The sequence below is a fragment of the Succiniclasticum ruminis DSM 9236 genome (assembly GCF_900112895.1).
Taxonomy (GTDB): domain Bacteria; phylum Bacillota; class Negativicutes; order Acidaminococcales; family Acidaminococcaceae; genus Succiniclasticum; species Succiniclasticum ruminis.
On record NZ_FONL01000030.1, the window covers coordinates 1 to 18,002 of the forward strand.

Sequence of the window (18,002 nt, forward strand, 5' to 3'; positions counted from 1 at the left end):
ATCCAAACGCAATTGGTTATAAATGATTTTTCTTCTGTATTTTGGTGTAAATACAATGTGATATTTGCATACCCACTTGGTATGTGCTAAACTATTTGCCATAGGGCAACATCCTTTCTTGTTTTAGTGACGGCTTGAACACTATCATTATACAAGAAGGATGTTGCCCTTTTGCTTAAGCATTAATCCCACCTGCGTAGCAGGTGGTTTTTGAGCCAAATCCCCTTGAGGGATTCGGCTCCCAAGCTAAAGCCATAATAAAAAATCCCCGCCGCAAGAGATTGCGACGGGGATTCCGATTATACAGATCTTGTCACTGATCAGTCAGCGGTAAACGGCATTAACGCAACGTTACGTGCACGTTTGATCGCAGTGGTCAGTTCGCGCTGATGTTTAGCGCAGCAACCGGAAATACGGCGGGGTAAAATCTTGCCGCGTTCGGTTACGAATTTGTGCAGCTTGGCAACGTCCTTATAGTCGATGCTCTCCGCTTTATCTACGCAGAAGCTGCAAACTTTCCTTCTCGGTCTTCTGCCTCTTTGCATTTTCATTAGCTTAATCCTCCCTGTTGTTTAGAACGGAACTTCTTCGTCAAAGGGAACATCGCTGCCTAAACCGCTCATAGGGGATTTAGGAGCCATAGATTCAGCAGCGCCGGCATCCTGTCCGGGATACTGCTGTCCGTACTGCTGGTTGCGGTTGGCGCTTTCGCTCTTACGTTCAATAAATTCAACGTTATTTGCGATAATCTCCGTTACCCAATGCTTGGTGCCGTCTTTAGCATCAAAATTGCGGATCTGGAGACGGCCTTCCACTAACAGGCGATGTCCTTTTGCGAGACTGTTTCCACATAATTCAGCAGCCTTGCCCCATACCACTACGGGGATAAAGTCTGCTTCGCGCTGGCCCTGTTGATTTAAAAAAGGTCTGTCAACTGCCAGAGTGAAAGAGCACACCACCTTCTGGGAAGGAGTATAGCGCACTTCCGGATCCTTTGTCAGTCGACCTAAAATAACTATTTTGTTCATTCAGTTACCTCCACAGACCGATTATTCTGATCAGTCTTCCTTTTTAATGATCATATGGCGCAGCACTTCGTCGGTAATCTTCATTACACGGTCAAGCTCTTTGACAGCGGCAGGTTCAGCCTTGAAATTAACGAGTACATAGTAACCTTCGGACAAATCCTGGATTAAATAAGCCAGGTGTTTTTTGCCCCAACGATCTGTCTTTTCTACTGTAGCACCATTGCCGGTCAGCAGTTTTTCGAATTTGGCGATCACGCCATCGATAACCTCATCCTCTACCGGTTTAATGATGTACATGACTTCGTATGCTCTCACGAAATCACCTCCTCCTCTGGACTTTCGGCTCCCCCTGTCTGGAGAGCAGAAGAAGTAAAATATGCTCTATCACAAGCCTTATTATATTATCACTCGATATTCAAGTTGTCAAGTGAAAACAAACAGTATGAAAAAATAAATCTTTTATAAATTCAATGTCAAAGATTTCCAAACATCTTGTAATAAAAGAACCGGAGCAGTATTATTGCGCCGCGCCGGTTCTGCAGAAAACTTTATATTATACAGTTACACTATAATCTGGCTGAATACTTTACCGATACTGTCATGGATGACCAGGTTGGCTCCCCGGTCTGCCGAAGTTTCAGATTTGTTCACCAGCACCAGTTTGTTGCCCCGGTAGTAGCGGATCAGCCCGGCCGCCGGGTACACCACTAACGAAGTGCCGCCGATAATCAGCATATCTGCCTGGGAAATGTAGTTTACCGAGGCTTCCAGGATATCCATGTTCAGGTTCTCTTCATATAATACTACATCCGGTTTTACCCGGCCGCCGCATTTGTCGCAGACGGGAACACCTTTGGAATTTTTTACATAGTTCACGTCAAAAAACTTGTTGCAGTCCTCACAGTAGTTCCGAAGTACGCTGCCGTGCAGTTCCATCACCGTTTTGCTGCCGGCCGCCTGGTGCAGTCCGTCAATGTTCTGGGTGATGACCGCCGTCAGCTTACCGGCCTTCTCCAGTTCCGCCAGCTTTAAATGGGCGGCGTTGGGTTTGGCATCCAGAAACAGCATGCGGTTCTTGTAGAAATCAAAAAACTCTTCCGGGCAGTCTTCATAGAAGGTGTGGCTGACAATCATCTCCGGCGGGTACTGGTAGGTCTGGTTGTAGAGGCCGTCCGTACTGCGGAAGTCAGGAATGCCGCTTTCCGTAGATACCCCGGCACCGCCAAAGAATACGATACGTTTTGATTCCCGTATCATTTCGTTTAATTTCGCGATCTTTTCATCCATGAGAACACCTCCCTGCTGTCTGATAAATTAAAGTTTGTATGACAGCGTGACGCTGGCAGGGAAAGACATCGCAAAACGCTCACGGCTTGCTATTCCATGGACTCATTCGCCTGTGGCTTCGGAACTCGGGACTTCGTCCCTCAGACAGCCTCGCCACAACGGCGAATTTCATCTCATGGAATGACACAATCCGCTCGAAGTTTTGCTCATGTCTTTTCCATGCCGCATCACGTTACACATCACAAGCAAATTACGGCTTCCTTTTACAGCATCCGGATGTATTTGTTCACCAACGCTGCCAGATTTTCTTCGTACAGGCCTTTTTCTTTTTCCACTGCTTCTTTGACAGGAAGTTTTTCGTTGCCTTCTTCGCTGCCCAGTATTTTACCGTACGCTGCAGCAAAAGCACGGCCAGCATCCTGCTCAAAGGTCAGTTCCTCTAATGCGGGAACCTGCAGCCCGGCTTTCTCCGCAACCTGTTTCAGCAAAACGCTGTCAGTCTTGGCTATAGTCTGCAGCGCAGCCAGCCAGAGCAGGTGGGTCAGTTTAAAGTTCGCACGCTGGTTGAAGCTTTTGGCTGCTGCCGCCAGGTCCTCAAAGGCCGGAACCGTATCTGCAAAGCTCATGCGGTAGTCAAAGGCTTTGGCAATGCCCGCATGGTAAGCCAGATTTTCTTCCATTTCTTTTTTGAAAGCAGCGGCATTGACACACAGGGTATCAAATTTTACCGCAGCCCGCTTCAGTTCGTTGGCCAGGAAATAATGCTCCTGGGGTGTCAGGGCTTTATCGCAGCTGGACAGATCCACTTCAAAATCCAGGTCCCAGGGCGTGTCGTCCAGATAATCCTTGTACATGTTCTGCAGGAACATGATGGCCTGGCCGAACTCCAGCACCATCCGGTGCAGCGCTTTTTCTTCAAATGTGATTTTTACGTCTCCGACTTTAAATTCCGCGTCCAGATAAGATTTATCAATGGCTTCCTTAAAGTCTTTATCAAATTCGCCAAACCGTTTTTCCGATTCTTCCACGCTCAGTTCTTCCACGGAGCGGTCGACCTTGTCGCTGCAGTCCACACCGATGCCGCTGTATCCGTACAGCAGCGCCTTGACGATTTCTTCTTCCGTTTTCAGCCCGGCCGCGTTAGCCCCCCAGCCCCCTTTGTAGCCGGAAGACAGCACGCTCCAGGTTGCGGTGTCCATCGCTTCCAGGAAGTTCCGCTGCAATACGGCGCTGTTCTCCGGTGTATAATCCACCAGCACCGGTTTGATCTGTTTATGCACAAACAGGTTGGGCAGCCGGCTGTTTATCACACCCAGCCAGTCGCTGAAGGCCACGCTGATTCCGTTAACCCCGCAGGAAGAGGGCGCCGCCCAGCCTACCAGACGCCGTACCAGGGCCGCATTGTTGGGATTTAAGGGAAACAATCCCATCTTTATTTTTTTATGCTCGTCCACCGTTTCAAATTCCGCGCCCTTCCAGGCCTTGTTCCATTCGGATTTTTCACCGCAGACCACCGCCAGGTGACAGCCGCTGCCGGTGTCCGTCAGGCCTATAAAGCCGTCAGGAATTACGCTGAAAGAAGAACTGATCAGGTTCCCTTTTTCGCTCATGAGTTTTTCCGCAACGTCACGTTTGATTGCCATATAACTAATCCTTTCTGTTCTTCCAAATATATATTTCAATTATTTAAGTCGCAATTTTATGGGTTTTAACTGTTACTGATTCATACCGGTATATTTTACCACATAAAGATAAAAGCGCAAACCGGAGATTTTGAAAAAGTATTCTGTCCACTATAGCAACAACACCAAATAGACGGTTTACGAATTCTTGTTTAACTCCTGTTTATACACAGTATGCACAGGGTTATCCACAGAAAACAGGTGTTTTTGCTCCAAAAAACGTGGAAAACTCCATCTTTTTCCGCCAAAACACATTTTTTCATCATTGTTATACACAGCCTGTGGATAAGTTGTGTGTATAACTTTTATTTTATTCACACCACTACATGTAGTAAAACTCCTGTAAAAAACATCGCACATCTATGTAAATGTCTATTTTTATTGTTTTGTCAAGCACATTTTTTGTAAACCGGATAAAATAAATTTTAAAAAGTTGTTGACTTTTTTTTAGCGTCGCAGGGGTGTGATAAAATCGGCATGTTTGTTTTCACGGAATTGTCAGATTTTAATTTTGCCCATATAAATTATGATTGCAAAAATATTACTGCAATACTCTTCCATGCTCTATCTTTTTCTGTTCTTTTTTCAATAGACAAACATGCTAAAACGGGTTTGTATTTTTATATACTTCAACGCGCATATTTACTTGCCATCATGGCCAGCCTGTTTGCCAGTTCTTCTGTCAGGCATCCCTTTTCCATTTTCCACATCCAGTTTCCGGAAGGGATTCCCGGCGTGTTCATGCGGCATGAGGAGGGAAGGCCCAGCATATCCTGCGCAGGCACGACGGCCGTTTCTGCCCGGCGGCTGTACAGATATTCCATGAGCGCCCAGGTATCCGGTTCTTTTCCGCAAAGACCACGCAGCTGATTACGCAGTTCCGGCGAGACTTCTTCTTCCAGCCAGCCCTGCAAGGTATTGTTGTCGTGGGTTCCCGTATAGGCCACACAGTTCGGTTCCGTGGCAAAATCGCAAAGGCCGTCAGCCCGGTTCTGCAAATGGAATTGCAGGATTCGCATGCCCGGCAGTCCCAGCTCGTTTTTCAGTTGGTATACATCCTCTGTAATCTGTCCCAGGTCTTCAGCCACTAGCTGCAAACCCGGCAGTTCCTTCCGTAAAGCCAGAAACATCTCCCTGCCTTTAGCCGGTTTCCAGCTGCCGGTGGTGGCATCCTTTTCTCCCCGGGGAACGCCCCAGGCCGCCACAAAGCCCCGGAAGTGGTCTACCCGGACCCTGTCGGTGAACTGTGTGATGGCATGGAACCGTTCTTTCCACCAGCGGAACCCGTCTTTTTCCATAACGTCCCAGCGGTACAGGGGATTGCCCCAGATTTGCCCGGTGGCGCTGAAATAATCCGGCGGCACCCCGGCAGCTTCTTCCGGGTATCCCTCTCCGTCCAGGTAAAAGTATTCCGGATGAGCCCAGCAGTCCGCGCTGTCCGCCGCTACAAAGATAGGCATGTCGCCTAAAATTTCAATACCTTTTGCGTTGGCATATGCTTTGATATACTGCCAGGCACAGAAAAATTCAAATTGCTTCCTTTTATATATCTCTGTTTGCTTTTCCAGCAGCGTTTCATATTTTTTTAACGCCGCCGGCTGCCGCATCCGTATTTCTTCCGGCCACTCCTGCCAGGGCTTATGGAAATGATCCTGCAGCGCCCGGAACAGGGCATAGTCCGGCAGCCAGTAACTGTTTTTCTCACAAAACGCAAGATAGTTTTGTTGCTCTTCCTTTTTTATAATTTTATTAGTGCCGCTTAACAGATCCTTCGTACTGCCGCAGGTATTTTCTTCCGTTCCCGCAAACAGGGTTTCATGTCCGGCAAACGCGGATACGGAAAGGTAGGGCGAATTACCCAGACCCGGCGGGTTCAGGGGAAGGATCTGCCAGATTTTCTGCCCGGCAGCTGCTAAAAAGTCAATCCACTCTTTGGCAGCTTCTTTTTTTTCTTTCCCGTTTTCACCCCATAACGAAGTAGGATGCAGTAAAATTCCTGCCTTTCGAAAAGTAAGCCGGCTGTTTTTATTATCTGCCGTCGCATGGTCAGGCTGTCCTTCTGCAGGTTCGCCGCAGGTATGCTTTTCTGCACATTGGTAAATCTGCTGACTCAGGGGCGGCAGCGTAACCGTAAAGACCCCGTTGACGACGGAAACCGGTCCCGCCGGCACCGGCCCTATTGACTGTAATTCCCCAAAAGCAAGTTCCCCGGTATAGACACGCACCGTATGAGCTTCCGCACCACGATTCAGCGCCACAAAAAACAGTCCGTCCTCTGCCGGCTTGCCGAAAACATCTTTTCCGCCTTCAATGGAGCGGGCATAAATATATACATCCCCCTCTGCATAAACGGGGATCATCCGACCCGTACGAAGGGCATCAAACTTCTTCCGCAGCTGGATAAAGGCGCGGCAGTATGCCTGTAATTTTTTGTTTTCCCTGCCCCAGGGATAGGGACGCCGGTTATCCGGGTCTTTTCCGCCCTTCAGCCCTGCCTCGTCCCCATAGTAGATGCAGGGCATTCCCGGCAGCGTCATCTGCCAGGCCCAAAGCAACAGCAGGCGCTGTTCGCCTGTACCAAGATCAGACAGTACCGTTGCTTTTTCCGGCAGACCCTTTTCAGCAGATACTTCTTTTTTCAAATTGTTATCTATATTATTAGTAGTAATCGGCACATCCAGTACCGACAGAACCCGTTCCACATCATGGCTGCCGGCCAGGTTCAGCATGGCGTACAGGTTTTCTTTCGGATAGTTTTCCATCTGCTGCAGATACAGGGTGTTGGTATGGCCCGCGTCAGCCCGGCCCACCAAAAAGTCAAGCATCAGCCGGCGCAGCACATAGTTCATCACGCTGTCCAGCTTGCCGCCGCACAGGTAGGCACGTTGTTTGCTGTAACTGATTTTATTGGAGGCATCCTCCCAGACCTCGCCGATCAGGGCAGCGTCCGGGTCGCTCTTTTTCAATTCACTGTAAAATGCGGTCAGGAATTCATCCGGCAGCTCGTCCGCCACGTCCAGACGCCAGCCGCTGATCCCTACTTTCAGCCAGTGCTTCAGCACGCTGTCTTCATCCCGTATGATAAAGTCCTGGTAACTGCTGTCCCTTTCATCCACTTCCGGCAGGCTCTTATCGCCCCACCAGCAGCTGTACTCTTCGGGAAATTTTTTAAACTGGTACCAGGAGTAGTACGGCGATTTTTTCGACTGGTACGCGCCGGTTCCCGGATAACTACCCCTCCGGTTAAAATAAATGCTGTCGTCCCCCGTGTGGCTGAAGACCCCGTCCATAATCACACGGATGCCGTGTTCCTTCGCTTCTTTGCAAAGGTTCGCAAAATCTTCTTCCGTACCCAGGAAGGAATCAATCTTTTTATAGTTACCGGTATCGTAGTGATGGTTGCTGCGGCTTTCAAAAACAGGGTTCAGGTACAGGCAGGTGATGCCCATGTCCGCCAGGTAATCCAGTTTTTCCCGGATGCCTTTCAGGGTGCCGCCGAAGAAATCAAAATACAGAATGGCGCCCCCCGCCGGATCTTTGATATAGCGGGGCAGGTCATTCCAGCTTCCGTGCAGCAGCGCATTGGGCTTGCCGCTGAATTGCGACAGCGGGACATCCCCCCGGTTGAAGCGGTCCGGAAAAATCTGGTACACCACAGCCTGTTTCATCCAGTCCGGTGTGACTGCGCCCCGGTCGTAAACCGTAATCTGGTAGGACGGCGGTTCCTGTTCGTACTGCTGCCCCCAGCCTCCCAGACGGGCGGCGTTATTACCGTAGTAAAACGTTTTGTCTGTTGTCTTTACAATAAAATAATACCAGAGCAGGCAGCCGGTTTCCGGAACGGAAATCCTGCAGGTGTAGCGGCACTTTTTTCGCAGTGCTTTTCCGTTCAAAGAACCGGAATCTTTTGCCGTTTTTGTTTCTTCTTGCTGAGACAGTTCTGTTACACTTTCAACCGGCGCAATGTTTTCATCCGGCAGTTTTTCTTCTTTCTCTGTCTCCTGCTTCCGTTTCCAGGTTTCGGGCTGCATTGCATACTGCGTTTCCCCGGCGCCCTCCTGCCACAACCGCAGGGTCACCTGTTCTGTTCCGTCCCCTTCCACATCACAGCGCAATGTGACAGCGGAACCGGCTTCCACGGCCCCAAAAGGATAACGGTAGGTTGTGTTTCTTGAATCGTGAACGATCACGGGCTGCATATTCTGCGTTTCAGGCTGCATAGATTGAGCCACGTCCAACAGCAAGATAACTGGCGGACTTCCTTTCCCCCGGAGATTTCCGGGCATTTGTCTTTCTCCCGCTTACAGAAAAAGCGAAAGTGTTCCCGCTTTTCAGAAATCACTTTCGCTTAATAAGTAAACACTGATCAAACAGGTTTTGACGCCTGCCGCCGGATTTTGCGGCAGACAGGAAAATGTCTCTGCTTTCCCTATACTATGTTACTCAGCGTCTTTCTTTGTATTTTTTGTTCCTGGTTTCCGTCCCCGTTTTTTCGGCGCGGCCGCTTCAGCAGCTTCCGTCGTTACATCTGCTGTTGTATCGGCTTTCTTTTTGGCCGTTGTTTTTCTTGCGGTCGTTTTTTTCACTGCCGCCCCTTCTTCAGTGGCAGCAGCGCTTTTCTTCGTCGTTGCCTTTTTAGCAGTGGCTTTTTTCGCTGTCGTCTTTTTAGTTTCTGTTGTTTTGTCCGCTGCTTTTTTGGTTGTTCTCTTTGCCGCGGTTTTCTTCTTTACAGGTTCGGCTGCCGCTTCGGGCTCTTCCGGTTTTTCGGGCGCTTTCTCTGCTTCAGCTTTTGTTTCTGGTGCCGGTACCTGTTCTGCTTCCGGCGCAGTTTCTGCAAGAACTTCTTCGTTAGCGGCTTGAACCGCTTTTTCCGCTTCCGCGGTTTCTGCCGCCGCTGCAGCGGTATTTCCCGTTTCTTCTGCAGGTTCTTCGCCTTTTACAGCCTGCAGGATTTCTTCCGCTGCTTCCGCGACCTGGTCTTCAGAAACAGGTTCAACCGTTATGGTGTCCCCTGCGATGTGCGCGTACAGGTCCGCATAAGCCTGCGCGGACCGGTTCCAGCTGTTGTCGCTGTGCATCGCGTTATATACGACTTTTTCCCAAAGCGGTTTTGCCGCATAACAGGTCAGGCCCCGTTTAATGGTAAACAACAGCTCATGGGCATTGAAATTGGCAAAGCTGAAACCGTTTCCTTCCGGGGTGTTGTATTTATCGAAATTAATTACGGAATCTTTCAGGCCGCCGGTTTCCCGTACTACCGGAACCGTGCCGTAACGCATGGCGATCATCTGGCTGAGGCCGCAGGCTTCATACCGGGAGGGCATGATAAACATGTCGGAGCCTGCGTACACCCGGCGGGCCAGTCCTTCATTAAACAGAATGTTGACGGAAACGCTGCCCGGATGCCGCCAAGCCAGTTCGCGCAGCGCGTTGGCATACTCTTCGTCGCCGGTACCCACCACGACCAGCTGTACCTGTTCTTCCATCAGTTCATCCATGATATGCATCACCAGGTCCAGCCCTTTGGCTTCCACCAGACGGGTGATCATGCCCAGTACCGGAATCTCCCGGTTTACCGTCAGGCCCAGTTCACGCTGGAGGGCTTCCTTGGCCAGAGGCTTTTTCACCAGCACATTGGACGCATCAAAGCGGACAGGGATATACGGATCCGTTTCCGGATTATATTCCTGCTCATCCAGCCCGTTTAAAATACCGCTGATCTTACCGGCACACAGCGCCACATAATCTTCCAGCCCTTCGCCGAAATACGGATAAGTAATTTCTTCCGCATAAGAAGGGCTCACCGTGGTAATAAAGTCTGCATAACACATGCCGGCTTTCATGAAATTCACATCACCGGCGTTCTCAATGTTTCCGATATACAACAGACGCAGGGGCAGCCCCAGCACGTCTTCCACAATATTCCGGCCGAATACGCCCTGATATTTCAGGTTGTGAATCGTGTAAACGTTTTTCATCCCCTGAAAGTAGGGATCCTGCATGAAATCTTCTTTCAGATAGGCGCCCAGCAGACCGGTATGCCAGTCGTTGGTATGGATCACGTCCGGTTTGAAATCGATGTAATTCAGCATGGCCAGCGCCGCTTTGGAAAAATAGGCAAAACGTTCCGCGTCGTCGTCATAACCGTACAGTTTATCTCTCTTGAAATAGTATTCATTGTCTATGAAATACACAGGGATGCCGTCCTGTACCAGTTTCTTCACACCCAGATACTGGTTGCGCCAGGACAGGTCCACCGATCCCTCATACACGGTTTCCATTGCGTTTTTATATGCTTCGCCGACGCCTTCATAGTTGGGGATCACCAGCGCCGGTTCCACTCCCAGGGCCTGCAGCGCTTTGGGCAGGGCTCCCATCACGTCGGCCAGTCCGCCGGTCTTGATAAACGGAGCTGCCTCCGATGCAACAAATAATACTTTCATTTTCTTCATCCGCCTTTCTGTAAAAAGGATCTAAAAGGAGTCTGGAAAACACTGATTCACTTGTCTGAAATTTTCCTCATGGTTTTTTTACGCAAACCCGCTTTATCAGTACTTTCTTTGCTATCCGCTTTAATGCTTCCTTTTGGTTTCCTTTTGGTAGTTTTCCTCTTTTTGGGTTTTTCAAATTTTATATAAAGCACTGCCAACGGCGGCAGTGTCAGGGTAATCGATTGTTCTTTGCCGTGACAGGCAACCGGATCGCTTAAAACCGGTTTTTTATTGCCCTCTCCGGAACCGCCGAATTCCGAATCGTCACTGTTAAAAATCACCGTATAGGTCCCGGGCTCTTCCACGCCGATCCGGTAGCCCCTCCGGATCTCCGGTGTAAAATTGCAGACCACGATGGTCTGATCTTCCGGCTTTACGCCTTTCCGGTAAAAACTGATGACGCTGTTTTCGTTGTCGTCGCAGCTGATCCAGTTAAAACCCTGCCAGTTATAATCAACTTGCCAGAACTCCGGATGTTGATTGTAAAACAGGTTAAGCGCTTTCACATAGCGCTGCATCTCCTGATGGGCAGGGTAATCCAGCAGATGCCAGTCCAGGCTGTCATCGAATTTCCATTCAATAAACTGGCCGAACTCGCCGCCCATGAACAGCAGTTTTTTCCCGGGATGGCTCATCCAGTAACCGTAAAACGCCCGCAGGCCGGCAAACTTTTTCCAATAGTCTCCCGGCATCTTGTCCAGCAGGGAATGTTTGCCGTGCACCACTTCATCGTGGCTTAAGGGCAGGATAAAATTCTCCGCAAAGGCATAGTACAGCGAAAAGGTGATCAGGTTCTGGGACCCTTTCCGGAACAGGGGATCCATCGCCATATACCGGAGCATATCGTTCATCCAGCCCATGTTCCATTTATAGTTGAAGCCCAGCCCGCCTTTGTCCGCCGGTCCGGAGACCATGGGCCAGGACGTGGACTCTTCCGCGATCATCAGAGCCTGGGGAATATTTTTAAATACGGCTGTATTAAGTTTGCGCAGGAAATCTACCGCTTCCAGGTTTTCCCGTCCGCCGTATTTGTTCGCCTGCCACTCTCCCTGTTTTTTCCCGTAATCCAGGTACAGCATATTGGCCACGGCGTCGATCCGCAGCCCGTCCAGATGGAACTGCTCCAGCCAGAAGCAGGCGCTGGAAATCAGGAAGCTCTGCACCTCCGGCCGGCCGTAATCAAAGTTCATGGTATCCCAGTCTTTGTTTTCCGCCAGAATGGGATTCCCGGACTCGTACAGCGGTTCCCCGTCAAAATGGCGCAGGCCGTGGGCGTCCTTGCAGAAATGTCCCGGCACCCAGTCTAAAATCACGCCGATTTTGTTTTTGTGCAGCGTGTCTATCAGGTACATGAGATCTTCCGGAGAGCCGTAGCGGCTGGTCGCGGCAAAATACCCTGTCGCCTGATAACCCCAGGATCCGTCATACGGGTACTCGCACAGGGGCATCAGTTCCACATGGGTATAGTGCATTTCTTTCACATACTGTACCAGCGGCTCCGCAATGTCCCGGTAGGTCATCACCTTACCCGCCGCGTCACGTTTCCAGGATCCCAGGTGAACCTCATAAATCAGCATGGGGTTATGGTAAGAATCATAATCCTTCCTGCTTTTCTGCCACGCCTTGTCATGCCACTGGTAATGCAGGTTCTTCACAATGGAAGCGGTATTCGGGCGCAGTTCCGCAGCAAACCCGTAGGGGTCGCTTTTTAAAATAACCTCTCCCGAAGCCGTTTCAATTGCATATTTGTAGGTTGAATTTTCTTTCAGCCCCGGTACATAGGCAACCCAGATTCCGATGCCCTGTTTCGCCTTCTCCATCGGATTCGCTTTCACATCCCAGCCGTTAAAATCCCCCACCACGCTGACAGCCCGGGCATGGGGCGCCCAGACGCAGAAGCGGACGCTGGACTGTTGTTTCCAGCTGGTTAAATGGGCGCCAAACAGCCGGTAACTGCTGTAATTGGTTCCCTGATGAAAAAGATAGGCGCTGTAAGCGTCAACCGCACTGATTCGCATAATACTTCCTCGTTACTTTAATCAAATTTATGAGTATCTGATTGTTCCGGATACCTCAGTCTGTGCCCCGGTTCTCCGTCCGGTGCACCGGCTTATTAAAATCTCTGTGTTCTTAAATTTTAACCGGAGATAAATACCAAATATCATCCGCATACTCCTGAATGGACCTGTCGCTGGAAAAATGTCCCGCATGGGCGATGTTCACGGTGCTGGAACGGAACCAGCCGTCCGCATCCCGGTAACGCCGTTCGATTTCCTGCTGGGCAGCGCAATAGGATTTAAAATCTTTCAACACAAAGAATTCATCATTGCGGTCCAGCAACGCTTCCCGCAGCTGTCCGAACATGGGATTTTCTTCCATTACTTCCAATGCGCGGCGTACATCTGCGTCACTGTTATAAATATCCCAGGAAGAATAGCCGCCCTGCTGATAATACTGCTGCACTTCATCCGCCCGCAGGCCGAAAATCACGCTGTGCTCGTCCCCGACTTCCTGATGGATCTCCACGTTGGCTCCGTCCATAGTGCCCAAGGTAATGGCGCCGTTAAACATAAATTTCATATTGCCGGTACCGGAGGCTTCCTTGCTGGCGGTGGAAATCTGTTCGCTGACATCGGCAGCGGGGAACAGCTTCTGTCCCAAGGACACGTTATAATTCTCCAGGAACACCACTTTCAGCTTTCGGGCCGCCCGGTAATCCTGGTCAATGAGCCGGGCCACAGTGTTGATCAACTGGATGGTAATTTTCGCTTCCCCATAACTGGCCGCCGCCTTACCGCCGAAAATAAAGGTCCGGGGCACGATATCCATACCGGGATTCTCTATCAGCTGCCGGTACAGATGATACACGTGCAGAATATTCAGCAGCTGCCGTTTATACATATGCATCCGTTTGATCTGGATATCGAAGATGGAGTGGGGATTTATCGTAATATTTCTTTCTTTATGCAGATACTCTGCCAGAATTTCTTTACGTTTCTGCTTTACTTCAGCCAGCCGCTCCCGGAATGCCGCATCATTACCGAAGGGTTCCAGCGCCAGCAGTTTTTCCGGAGCGTGGATCCAGTCTTTCCCTATGGTATCACAGATAAGTTCCGTTAACTGGGGATTCGATTCAATCAGCCAGCGACGGTGGGTTACACCGTTGGTCTTGTTGTTGAACCGTTCCGGGAACCAGGTATAAAACGGTTTTAATGTGTTAATCTTCAAAATTTCAGAATGCAGTTTGGCCACACCGTTGATGCTGTGACTCCCAACCACTGCCAGACTGGCCATATGCACCTGATTGTTCCAGAGGATCGCTACCTCCCGGGCTTTGTCTTCCTGGCCGGGGAAACGCTGTTGCACGGCTTCCAGCCAGCGCCTGTTGATTTCGTCTACAATCAGGAAAATACGTGGCAGCAGTTCCTGGAACATAGGTATGGACCAGCGTTCCAACGCTTCCGGCAGGATGGTATGGTTGGTATAGGCTACGGAGTTCGTAGTGATACGCCAGGCATCTTCCCAGCTCAGACCTTCTTCATCCATTAAGATGCGCATCAGTTCCGGGATGATCAGGGCCGGGTGGGTATCGTTGATATGCAGCGCAATGTACCGGTCAAATAATTTCGGTGAGCCATAATGCTTTTTATAATGCCGCATAATGCTCTGGAGACCCGCAGAAACAAAGAAGTATTCCTGCATCAGCCGCAGTTTGCGGCCTTCATATGTCGAATCGTTGGGATACAGGAAACGGGAAATCTGCTGGGCCTGGTCCTTATACTGCAGGGCCTTGCGGTAATCACCGTAACGGAGCTGGCCGTACATATTTTCCCGCGTATACTCCGCTTTCCAGAGGCGTAACGTGTTCACCGTATGGTTCTGGTACCCCAGCACCGGAACATCGTAAGGCACAGCCCGGACCGTATTATAATGCTCGTGTACACAGACCAGGGTTCCCCCTTTTCCGGGGCGCATATAAGCATGGCCGCCAAAGCGGACGTCTACCGCTTTATCAGATTTTTTTGTTTCCCAGGGGAAGCCGTTACGCAGCCAGGCATCCGGAAGCTCAACCTGCTGTCCGTCAATGATGCGCTGGTCGAACAACCCGTATTGATACCGGATGCTGCATCCGTGACCCGGCAGCTGCAGGGCCGCCATGGAATCAATATAACAGGCAGCCAGGCGCCCTAACCCGCCGTTGCCCAGACCGGGGTCCGGCTCTTCCGGAAAAATTTCCTCCAGATCAAAACCAAAATCCTGCAGCGCGCTGCGGCATAAGTTTTCCATATCGCAGTTCAGCAGATTGGTATTCAGGAGGCGTCCTAATAAAAATTCAATGGAAAAATAATAAACCTGACGGACCCGTTTGTGATTATAGATTTTTTCCGTCTGGATCCATTCATCCGTCACCAGATCTTTGATCATGGTGGCAATAATCTGGTATACCTCTTTATGAGATAACTCTTTTACGGACTTTTCAAACAGGACTTCCGCTTTTTTAACAAATAATTCTTTAAACTCTTTTTTCGATTTCCAGGTTCGCATAGTCTGATAATTACCGCACCTCGTGTTTAATGACACACAACGGTTCCTTTTCTGTTCCTTCTAAAACTGCTTCCGGCTGAATATCCCTGTCCTTGTCGCAGATGACATAATTCAGGTTCGCGTCTTCCCCGATATTGGTGTTCTGCATAATAATACTGTTGCGGATCACGGCGTTGCGGCCTACCCGCACTTTGCGGAAAAGAATACTGTTTTCCACCGTACCCTCAATGATGCAGCCATTGGCCACCAGGGAATTGGTAACACGGGCTTCTTCCATGTATTTTGCCGGAGCTTCATCTTTGATTTTTGTATAAATCCGGTTATCCTGATGGAAAATTTCCCGCCAGTTATCCAGTTTCAGCATGTCCATGCTGGACTGGAAATAGCTGTCAATGGAATTAATCCGTTTGGCATAGCCTTTTACAGAAAAACCGAAAATACGCAGATTATCCACATTATCCGCCAGCACTTCATTAAAGAATTTCCATTTGCCGCCGAAATTTGCCCTGCGGATCATGCGGAGGAACAGTTCACAGTCAATCAGTACGGCGCCCAAGAACAGATTTTCATCTTTTTTAACGCCTTCGGCCTTTTTCATGCCGGTAACATGTCCGTTCGCCTTTGTTTTCAGAACATAACCTTCGCCCGGGCAATCCGCATCCTGTTTTTTATAAACAAGGGTAATATTCGCATTATGCTTGCGGTGGAAATGAAGCACCTCTTCATAATTAATATTGGCTACCACATCGCAACCGGAAAGCAACAGGTATCTGCGCTGGCCCGCCTCCACATAACGCAGGTTTTTGTAATAACTGTAAATATCACCCTCCTGAGGATTCCGGACTTCTTCTTCCTCGTCCATGGGCAGATAATACAGGCCATGCTGCTTACGGGCCAGATCCCATTCTTTTGCGGAGCGCACATGATCCAGTACGGAACGGGAATGGAACGGCAGAATCAGGCCAACGGTATCAATTCCCGCATTGACCATATTGCTCAGCGCAAAGTCCATGAGTCGGAACTTGGCGCCAAAGGGTTCGGAAGCCAGCGGCCGTTTTTCACTCAGTTCTTTCATCGTATTGGGGCACTGTAAATTAATTAATCCTAAAATATCTGACATATTATTTTGCCCCCTTTCCTTTTGCTGCTTTTACCGTTTCGTCGTTCCCATATACGGCAACCTCTGTATTGGTTCCCTGAATCTCTACTCCGGCACAGATACGGCAGCGTTCTCCGATGATCGCCCTGTCTATCACAGCATCTTTTTCGACCACGGTTCCCGGCAGAATCACCGAATTGGTAACCTTTGCCCCTTCTTCAACTACCACATTATAGAAAATAACCGAATGGGAAACCTTGCCGGAAATAGCCGCGCCTTCGCCCACCAGCGAACTTTGCAGCTGGCCCTGGGGCCCCACATAATGCGGCGGATAGGAATGATTGCCGGCGTAAATGCGCCAGTTCGGATCATTCAGGCTCAACGGCGGATCATCAGCCAGCAGATCCATATTCGCCTGCCAGAGGCTCTCAAAGGTACCCACGTCTTTCCAGTACCCTTCAAACGGATATGCAAATACGGGCAACTTATCATTCAGCATGGCAGGGATTACATTTTTCCCGAAATCGTGGTCTGAGTCTTTCCGTTCTGCGTCTTCGATCAGGTATTCTTTCAGCACTTCCTTGTTAAAAATGTAAATGCCCATGGAAGCCAGCGTACTTTTCGGATTTTTCGGTTTTTCCTCAAATTCTCTGATCCGCAGGTTCGGATCCGTGTTCATGATGCCAAACCGGGAGGCTTCCGATAACGGTACCTGAATTGTGCTTACCGTAGCTTTTGCTTTATGCTTTTTATGGAACGCCAGCATTTTCGCATAATCCATGGAATAGATGTGATCACCCGATAAGACCAGCACATATTCCGGATCAATCATGTCCATAAAATTCAGGTTCTGGTAAATTGCGTCCGCAGTTCCCTGATACCAGTTGGAAGAATCCTTGTCATTCATATAGGGAGGCAGGATAAAAGCCCCTCCATGTTCGGAATCCAGATCCCAGCTGCTGCCGTTTCCGATGTACCAGTTCAGTTCAAGCGGCTGGTACTGGGTTAAGATACCCACTGTATTAATTCCGGAGTTACGGCAATTACTTAATGTAAAATCAATAATCCGGTACTTGCCGCCAAACAGTACCGCCGGTTTCGCCACATTTTTAGTCAAAACTCCCAAACGGCTTCCTTTACCGCCTGCCAGTATCATAGCCAGGCACTCTGTTCTCTGCATTGAATCATCCCCTTACGCACAGATTTATCCACTGTACATATTATACCAAAAAATGTTGAATAAAGATACCTTTAGCGTTTTATCTTTTCTATAATATTAAGAATATACGTTTCAGAAGCGGTTTTTATCTCTGTATTGAAAAAACCAAAGCCCCCGCACGCAATGTGCAGGGGCTTTTTTGTAACCGGCAACAATCTATCCTCCCGGGCCGCTTCCAGCCAAGTACTTTCGACGCGTGAGAGCTTAACTGCTGTGTTCGGGATGGGAACAGGTGGGACCTCTCAGCCATCGTCACCGGATCGTTGAACCGTCTTCTTGTGTTCCCGCTTCGTCAAGACTGCCTGTCGCAACCTTTTCTCGCGGCCTCCACAAAAATACTGGTCCAAGTGAACGTCTTCTCAGACCTTCAAAACTTTACAGAAGAAACTACTTACAAACTAACTCGTCCTCACTTACATTCTTTAAATCAAGCCCTCGACGGATTAGTACCGGTCCGCTCAATACATTGCTGCACTTACACTCCCGGCCTATCAACCTTGTCTTCTTCAAGGCGTCTTACTGGCTTACGCCATGAGAGATCTCATCTTGGGGTTGGTTTCACGCTTAGATGCTTTCAGCGTTTATCCTGCCCGGATGTAGCTACCCAACGGTACGCCTGGCGGCATAATTGGTACACCATTGATCCGTCCA

General features: G+C 49.5%; 12 protein-coding genes and 2 rRNA genes. All 14 read right to left on the minus strand.

The features are described 5' to 3' along the window. Nucleotides 1-102: transposase (locus BM159_RS11375; protein ID WP_177206039.1), on the minus strand; the 102-nt coding region annotated here is incomplete at its 3' end. A 218-nt stretch (nt 103-320) separates the two neighbouring features. Next, nucleotides 321-551, minus strand: coding sequence for a 30S ribosomal protein S18 (rpsR, locus tag BM159_RS11380; protein WP_093730903.1), 231 nt, complete (start codon nt 549-551; stop codon nt 321-323). 21 nt (nt 552-572) lie between these two features. Next, nucleotides 573-1,028 (minus strand): single-stranded DNA-binding protein, encoded by a 456-nt coding sequence (locus BM159_RS11385; RefSeq protein WP_093914337.1) that lies wholly within the window; start codon nt 1,026-1,028, stop codon nt 573-575. A 30-nt stretch (nt 1,029-1,058) separates the two neighbouring features. Continuing rightward, nucleotides 1,059-1,343 carry a 30S ribosomal protein S6 gene (rpsF, locus tag BM159_RS11390; RefSeq protein ID WP_093914338.1) on the minus strand — a complete coding sequence of 95 codons (285 nt, stop codon included), beginning with the start codon at nt 1,341-1,343 and terminating at the stop codon, nt 1,059-1,061. Between the two features lie 246 nt (nt 1,344-1,589). Further along, nucleotides 1,590-2,315 (minus strand): NAD-dependent protein deacylase, encoded by a 726-nt coding sequence (locus tag BM159_RS11395; RefSeq protein WP_093914339.1) that lies wholly within the window; start codon nt 2,313-2,315, stop codon nt 1,590-1,592. A gap of 263 nt (nt 2,316-2,578) precedes the next feature. Continuing rightward, nucleotides 2,579-3,958 carry a tagaturonate epimerase family protein gene (locus BM159_RS11400; RefSeq protein ID WP_093914340.1) on the minus strand — a complete coding sequence of 460 codons (1,380 nt, stop codon included), beginning with the start codon at nt 3,956-3,958 and terminating at the stop codon, nt 2,579-2,581. A 668-nt stretch (nt 3,959-4,626) separates the two neighbouring features. Beyond that, a complete protein-coding gene (gene malQ / locus BM159_RS11405; protein ID WP_177206040.1) occupies nt 4,627-8,229 on the minus strand; it encodes a 4-alpha-glucanotransferase in 3,603 nt (1,200 codons plus the stop codon). A 207-nt stretch (nt 8,230-8,436) separates the two neighbouring features. Beyond that, the gene (gene glgA, locus BM159_RS11410; protein ID WP_177206041.1) at nt 8,437-10,440 is read right to left on the minus strand and encodes a glycogen synthase GlgA; all 2,004 of its coding nucleotides are present in this window, start codon (nt 10,438-10,440) and stop codon (nt 8,437-8,439) included. 56 nt (nt 10,441-10,496) lie between these two features. Beyond that, entirely contained in the window at nt 10,497-12,506 is a 2,010-nt protein-coding gene (gene glgB / locus BM159_RS11415; RefSeq protein WP_093914342.1) for a 1,4-alpha-glucan branching protein GlgB, read from the minus strand. Nucleotides 12,507-12,618: 112 nt separating this feature from the next. Further along, complete coding sequence (locus BM159_RS11420) at nt 12,619-15,033, minus strand: glycogen/starch/alpha-glucan phosphorylase (protein WP_093914343.1); 2,415 nt, start codon at nt 15,031-15,033, stop codon at nt 12,619-12,621. Between the two features lie 10 nt (nt 15,034-15,043). Beyond that, complete coding sequence (gene glgD / locus BM159_RS11425; RefSeq protein WP_177206042.1) at nt 15,044-16,153, minus strand: glucose-1-phosphate adenylyltransferase subunit GlgD; 1,110 nt, start codon at nt 16,151-16,153, stop codon at nt 15,044-15,046. A gap of 1 nt (nt 16,154) precedes the next feature. Then, a complete protein-coding gene (locus BM159_RS11430) occupies nt 16,155-17,312 on the minus strand; it encodes a glucose-1-phosphate adenylyltransferase (protein ID WP_093914344.1) in 1,158 nt (385 codons plus the stop codon). Nucleotides 17,313-17,494: 182 nt separating this feature from the next. Next, nucleotides 17,495-17,611: ribosomal RNA gene (rrf, locus tag BM159_RS11435) — 5S ribosomal RNA — on the minus strand. A 163-nt stretch (nt 17,612-17,774) separates the two neighbouring features. After that, nucleotides 17,775-18,002 (minus strand): 23S ribosomal RNA (locus tag BM159_RS11440); the annotation flags it as partial.

Coding starts and splice junctions, on each gene's coding strand:
- rpsR (WP_093730903.1), bottom strand. CDS start 551: ATGAAAATGCAAAGAGGCAGAAGACCGAGAAGGAAAGTTTGCAGCTTC.
- BM159_RS11385 (WP_093914337.1), bottom strand. CDS start 1,028: ATGAACAAAATAGTTATTTTAGGTCGACTGACAAAGGATCCGGAAGTG.
- BM159_RS11395 (WP_093914339.1), bottom strand. CDS start 2,315: ATGGATGAAAAGATCGCGAAATTAAACGAAATGATACGGGAATCAAAA.
- BM159_RS11400 (WP_093914340.1), bottom strand. CDS start 3,958: ATGGCAATCAAACGTGACGTTGCGGAAAAACTCATGAGCGAAAAAGGG.
- glgA (WP_177206041.1), bottom strand. CDS start 10,440: ATGAAAGTATTATTTGTTGCATCGGAGGCAGCTCCGTTTATCAAGACC.
- glgB (WP_093914342.1), bottom strand. CDS start 12,506: ATGCGAATCAGTGCGGTTGACGCTTACAGCGCCTATCTTTTTCATCAG.
- BM159_RS11420 (WP_093914343.1), bottom strand. CDS start 15,033: ATGCGAACCTGGAAATCGAAAAAAGAGTTTAAAGAATTATTTGTTAAA.
- glgD (WP_177206042.1), bottom strand. CDS start 16,153: ATGTCAGATATTTTAGGATTAATTAATTTACAGTGCCCCAATACGATG.
- BM159_RS11430 (WP_093914344.1), bottom strand. CDS start 17,312: ATGCAGAGAACAGAGTGCCTGGCTATGATACTGGCAGGCGGTAAAGGA.